Annotated in this window: 4 protein-coding genes and 2 pseudogenes; 2 read left to right on the top strand and 4 right to left on the bottom strand. The window is 32.9% G+C overall.

Annotation, left to right across the window (positions count from 1 at the left end; all coding sequences use genetic code 11):
• Nucleotides 1–384 precede the first annotated feature (384 nt).
• The 3 genes from BPMYX0001_RS25565 to BPMYX0001_RS25555 all read right to left on the bottom strand — a co-directional run bounded on the left by BPMYX0001_RS25565 (nucleotide 385) and on the right by BPMYX0001_RS25555 (nucleotide 1,959).
• Nucleotides 385–774 carry a cupredoxin domain-containing protein gene (locus BPMYX0001_RS25565; RefSeq protein ID WP_033799383.1) on the bottom strand — a complete coding sequence of 130 codons (390 nt, stop codon included), beginning with the start codon at nucleotides 772–774 and terminating at the stop codon, nucleotides 385–387.
• Between the two features lie 408 nt (nucleotides 775–1,182).
• Nucleotides 1,183–1,635, bottom strand: a complete 453-nt coding sequence (locus BPMYX0001_RS25560) for a GNAT family N-acetyltransferase (RefSeq protein ID WP_006097079.1) — start codon at nucleotides 1,633–1,635, stop codon at nucleotides 1,183–1,185.
• 138 nt (nucleotides 1,636–1,773) lie between these two features.
• A complete protein-coding gene (locus BPMYX0001_RS25555; protein ID WP_033799382.1) occupies nucleotides 1,774–1,959 on the bottom strand; it encodes a hypothetical protein in 186 nt (61 codons plus the stop codon).
• A gap of 864 nt (nucleotides 1,960–2,823) precedes the next feature.
• On the opposite strand from BPMYX0001_RS25555, the gene BPMYX0001_RS25545 reads away from it, so the two are divergent.
• Nucleotides 2,824–3,033 carry a hypothetical protein gene (locus tag BPMYX0001_RS25545; protein WP_006097076.1) on the top strand — a complete coding sequence of 70 codons (210 nt, stop codon included), beginning with the start codon at nucleotides 2,824–2,826 and terminating at the stop codon, nucleotides 3,031–3,033.
• A 49-nt stretch (nucleotides 3,034–3,082) separates the two neighbouring features.
• Nucleotides 3,083–3,286 (top strand): annotated as a pseudogene (locus BPMYX0001_RS31565) (IS66 family transposase); the annotation flags it as partial.
• 177 nt (nucleotides 3,287–3,463) lie between these two features.
• Here BPMYX0001_RS31565 and BPMYX0001_RS29725 read toward each other — a convergent pair.
• Nucleotides 3,464–4,899 (bottom strand): annotated as a pseudogene (locus BPMYX0001_RS29725) (IS4 family transposase).
• Nucleotides 4,900–5,551: the final 652 nt, after the last annotated feature.

The raw sequence follows: 5,551 nt of genomic DNA, 5'->3' as shown, positions 1-5,551 counted from the left end.
AAAAAGTAAAGCCGTTGTTGCTTTAAAATAAAGTTTGATCAAATTGATACTAATAACCTTGATAAACGATCATAGAAAAGAGCGTGTGTTGAAAAAAGATTGATCAAAACACGCTCTTAATATATTCAATTGAATTATTCTTTTATAAAAAAGTTTGATCATTTTCTACCTGTATTGCTCCACAATCGCGCCCGATTGTGGAAGATCTTAATTACTATGTTTTATTGAACAAACCTACCTCTTTACTTTACAAAAAGTGAGCGTTTACCTTTTTGTAAGAACATCTGTTTGTGGAGGGGAGTTAGCGGTTATAATGATGTCTGGGTAATAATAAGTAAGTTACCGTTGCTTATTAAAAAAACAAGGCCCGATTGGCCCTGCTTGTTATTTGACTATTACTTTTCCATCCATTCCTTTCTGGAAATGGTACCGACATATCAATTCATATGTACCGGGCTTTTTAGGTTTCACGGTAATGTTTTTTTCTTTTCCCGGCTGGACTTCGGCGTCAATTCTGAGCTTTTCCACTGTGAAGGTGTGCTCTTTCTTACCTTGGTTTTTCAATATCAACGTTGTCGTTCTTCCAATCGGGATAGTGATTACTTTCGGATTAAAGTAATCATCGTTCAACCCGACCTCAATCACTTTCACTGACTCAATAGGCTGTGTTACGACGCCGGATTCGGCAAATACACTGAGTGAGCCTGGAGTTGTCACAACCACAATCATCGTAAGCAAAACGACCAATCCAGTTAACCGCTTTTTTACAGACATTCGCAATCCTCCCTTTCCTAAGCACTATTGTTTTCCAATTCATAAAATATTATCACTATAAATGGGGTTCCAACGTGTTTCAAATAGTAACTCTTTTATCTGAAACAGTGACAAAGAAAAAAGATCGACTCTAATGACGATCTTCTGGAATCCATTCTTCTTCAATTAATCTGCACCATTAGTTTAAGTGTAATACTTCACATTCAAATAAATATTTTCATCATCCTCAAGTTGATCTTCAACAATCTGGTCCGATTGCGGAACAAGAAAAAATCCAGCACATCAACACAGGATTTTTGATCAAACTTTATTATAAACGATCAAACTTTTTTATAAATTATCAAACTTTGTTTTAAAGCCACACCGTATTTACATAATTATCGAACTCGGAAGTCAATGAATCTCTTTTTACAAATTTAGATAATGCGTAGTGTGGAGATAGATATCCCCTTTTAAGAATCCTGTGGAGATGTAAAATTTGTCAGCCTGTTCTGTGTCCGTGTAAAGTACCAAGACTTTATAATGCTTTCTCGCATCACAAATGATGGTATTTAACAGGAACTTTCCTAGCCCATTTCTCCGATTATCTTTAGCAATATAGAATCTTCTCAACCGGCCAATCTCTTGTCTTTTTGAGGATGGATCTATATTAAGCCCTCCAATACCAACTAACACATTTTTCTTGTTAAATACACCGTATAAGGATTCTCCGTGCTTATCAAAAGTGTTGATACCAGCCTTATAATCATTAACTAGCCTTTCAAGAAAACGAAAGCCATCTTTCTTGCTCTCTTGTACTAAATGAGTGAGATCATTATAAAACAGATCTTGTTGTATCTGTCTAACTTCAAAATCTTTCATATTTCTCCCCCTGATGATTAAGTCTATATACTATATTCTTGTTAAAAAAGAGGAATCCCTTTCTGTATATTCCATACATATCAAGTAGACATAACGCCCAAAAAGCGGAAGTTGTTTTACCTAAAAATACAGCCTTTACTATATATTTTTATTCATACCTTTAGAGGAGTTTTTTGCTACAGAATAGCCTGTCATTCCAGATATAAAGCTCGGTGGTAAACTCCAAAAAAAGAATCCCCATTTGTTTGTAATTACTGACAGAATGAGAAAAAAAACAGGAAGTCCTATCATGACCATGAGGGAAATTTTTTGATATTTGTTCAAAGGTTTACACTCCTTTCAAAATAAACAGCAAATCTCTCTTCATTTTGGAGATGGTATTGTATTTTATTGTTTTGCTAATCTACAATTTCGTATAATGCTATAAGTCCCCATAGACAAGAACATGATACTCAGTCCGATAAACGTAGTACCCGTCCCCATGTTGCCCTGTGAGAAGTTCTCGATTGCATATAACACCATGGTCAACATACTGATAAACAGAGTAACAATAGTAAAAGGATGTATCTTTACCATCTTTTCCATCTCCATTTCATAATCTTATGTATACATATTATACCAATGAAGTTGTAGGTTAGATACAGATTTTCCCTGTATGTCCTATACATGTTCGATTAACATAACGCAATATTATCAGCAGTAACCAAATCCCAGAAAACCATTCATACCAAAAGTTTTCCAGCTTTCCGTTCCCTTCTCTATATGCAGTATTTCATACATTCCTGTCACAACAGCATTTGGCAGTTCAAATCGTCCTCGCAACCTGCATGAAATCCTGCATATCTTTAGCGTATAAAAAATTCAGTTTCCGCTTCCTAAAACTGTCTTAGCGTATATTTTCGTTAAAATGTTGGTGGTACGAATAATTCACCTTTCTTAACAACAATATAGTTAAATATGGTAAAATAGTAATTGGATTGAAATACAATATACTTGGGGGGACAACCACATCACTATCAAGTTAAGACTGCATTAGGAAATTTTCAGGGGAGTTTTTTTGCTTTTTATAGGGGATCAGTGTAGATTATTTAAAAATTCGCATACGAAATAAACCCTAATTAATATAGGCATTACTACCATAATGGGTATTGTATGAAAAAAATATTTTATGAAAGCAAGTGAAGAAAAATGAATAATAAATTAATTCAACGTAAATGGGCATTAGTTGTAGCAATTTTGTTTACAATATCATCTATTATGCATCTAGCAGGAGGAGATATTAAGGTTGATCCTTATGGAATGGGAGAGTTATTGGCAGATTTTTTAATCCCCATATTATTTTATGTTTTGGCATTTAAAAAGAAGAAAGAAAAACAACTTCAAGATAATCTGAACTAGTAATTTATAGTCGCTAGTTTTTTTGGGGGAAGAATCATGTTTTTATTCTGTTGAAACTTTTTTATTAGACGATCGTTTAGAAATCGATAACAATAAAAGTGAATGTTCTATTAAACTATTTGTGAGCGGGAGAAAAAAATGGTTATTTTCAAATACACCGAGAGGTGTTAGAGGAAGTGCCATCATGTATAAAGTGGTTGAAGCCGTAAAAGAGAACAATTTAAGTTCCTATCATTATCTTCTATATTTATTTATTTGAAACGCTCCTAAATATCGATTTAAACAATAAGGCCTCACCATACATGCCCATCAACTTAAGAGTGTAAACAAACTGAACTTTCGTTCAGCCGGGTTAAAACATTCTTAAAATAGATGTATATTCTTAAAAATGCGCATACCAAATAAACCCTAACGGGTTTCACTTTTTTAATTATGCAATTTTCTTTTGTTTTCTCAATCCATTATACTCATAGACAACACCCATAATATCAAAGACAGTCTTCTTCTCATATCTGTGAGATTTTCGTCCATTCTTCTGTAGAAGATGGAACAGGCGGATTAAAATCTTTGTTATTTCTCGGGTGTTTTGCTGTATAGTTTGATAAAGAATGTATAGATGGTCTTGAATCATTCCAATGGCCTTATATTCGCTTAATTCTCTTTTCTTCTTTTGTAAAATTAATTGTCGCATCTTAAACATAGTAGAAGAACATAGAAAAATAGCGATGAGTTTTCCATAAATGTGGCATTCTAATCGCTCTCGTTTGACATTGTGCCAATCATGAATTTGAAATAAGGATTTCCAAGTTTTAAAGATAATTTCAATCTGCCAGCGGAGGGAATAAAAATCATGTATTTGTTCCATCGGAACCCATTCCAAAGGTGTATTGATAACATAAATGTTCATACCAGCTAATCGTTTGCTTTTCTCTGAGTATGTAATGCCCTTTTTACTTTCGGTATACACTTGTTTTTTCTTAGGTTCTCGAAGTTGTTTTTCAGTTAATCGATATATAATAACGCGTGTAAATAGTTTTTTATCCTTTCCAATATAAGCATCTGTTATTTCATGGACCTGTCCTGGTTTTAAGATATTCATAATGTGTTCTAAATCAACTTTGATGTACTGAGACTGTTTTTTTACTGTCCCATTTCGAAAGTATTCAGGAAACTCATTTTTGATATACACCATATTATTTAATTTCAGCCGCGATATATAATATACCCCACGTTGGTCCATTTGATCTAAATCGTCCAGTGAATAATAACCCAAATCTCGAATACAGAGGTCGCCAGGCCGTAATGTCGCTAAACATTCTGTTCCAAAGGTTTTATCATTATTCTTCCCTGGTTCAACTTGAAAATTTAAAAACTGCCCACTATGTAAATCATATTCTAATTGAATCTTTATACCTGCTGTTTGTGCACAACCACCCGAACCGGGATACACACTAGCTAAGTGTTTTGGTACTTGAAAATCGTTGCATCTAAAATACGAATTCGTTGAAAATGGGTTAGTGAAGAACTTGGAATCACTGAAGTTTCATAAACTTTATTTTTTAATAATGCAGAGAAAACATGTTTTAAAAAACAAACAGCTTTTTTATTGAACCGTTTATTTAGTCCTTCTGGACTAATAAGAGTTCCTGTAGCTGCATGTAGTTGACTACACAGTCTAACTAAAGAATCACTCGCTATCCGTTGACTCATCCAAACACAGATAGTGGCTAAGTCATGTCCTGAAAACTTACGCTTTCGTTGAACAAAATCTAACTCTCTAGCAAGCTCTTCTAAAAATGAAGGAGTAAAATATTGATATAATTCCTCAGCAAATAATTGGTGTTCATCTTGAATCGAAAGATTCATAAAAAATGCCATCCTTTCTGCATATTTCTACAAAAAGAATAGCGATTTTTTCGCTATATGGATACAAATTTATCTTAACTTGATGGTGATGTATGGTACCATCGTATAACCCAAAAAATATTGCTTTCACAAGGGTTTAGTAATTTTTTCACATATAACTTTCTCTTATTAAATATCAACTTCTAATGGTATAATATGTATAAAATATTGATAAATGGAGCCTTTTTAATGAAAAATTATAAAAAAGCTAGTAAATGGTTTTATTTTTCCTTCAATTTCGTAATGTTTATAGCCTCAATATTTGCATTCATTATTAGTATCATAGATTATAAAATCTGGCTCATTTCTTGTACATTTCTGTTACTCTCTATTAGCTGTTTAATTTCATGTTTTAAAGAAATTAAACTCAAAAAATCTGAGTGATTTTCAGTTAAAGTGGGAAATCCTCATGCTCATCAATTTAAGAAATTAATTGTTCCCAAAAACAATAAAAATAAACTTCGTTGTTATAAAAGCTACAAAAATTTTATTCTGGGGGCATTATAAAATTTTAAGTTGATGGGCATGGGGCGATACCCCATCGCTATCAAGCTAACAAAACTAAATTTCTTTAAAATGAAAAAATACGCTATTCTTTCTGTAGAATCATAGG

The organism is Bacillus pseudomycoides DSM 12442 (genome assembly GCF_000161455.1).
Classification (GTDB): Bacteria; Bacillota; Bacilli; order Bacillales; family Bacillaceae_G; genus Bacillus_A; species Bacillus_A pseudomycoides.
This window is presented reverse-complemented; position numbering and strand designations above follow the sequence as displayed.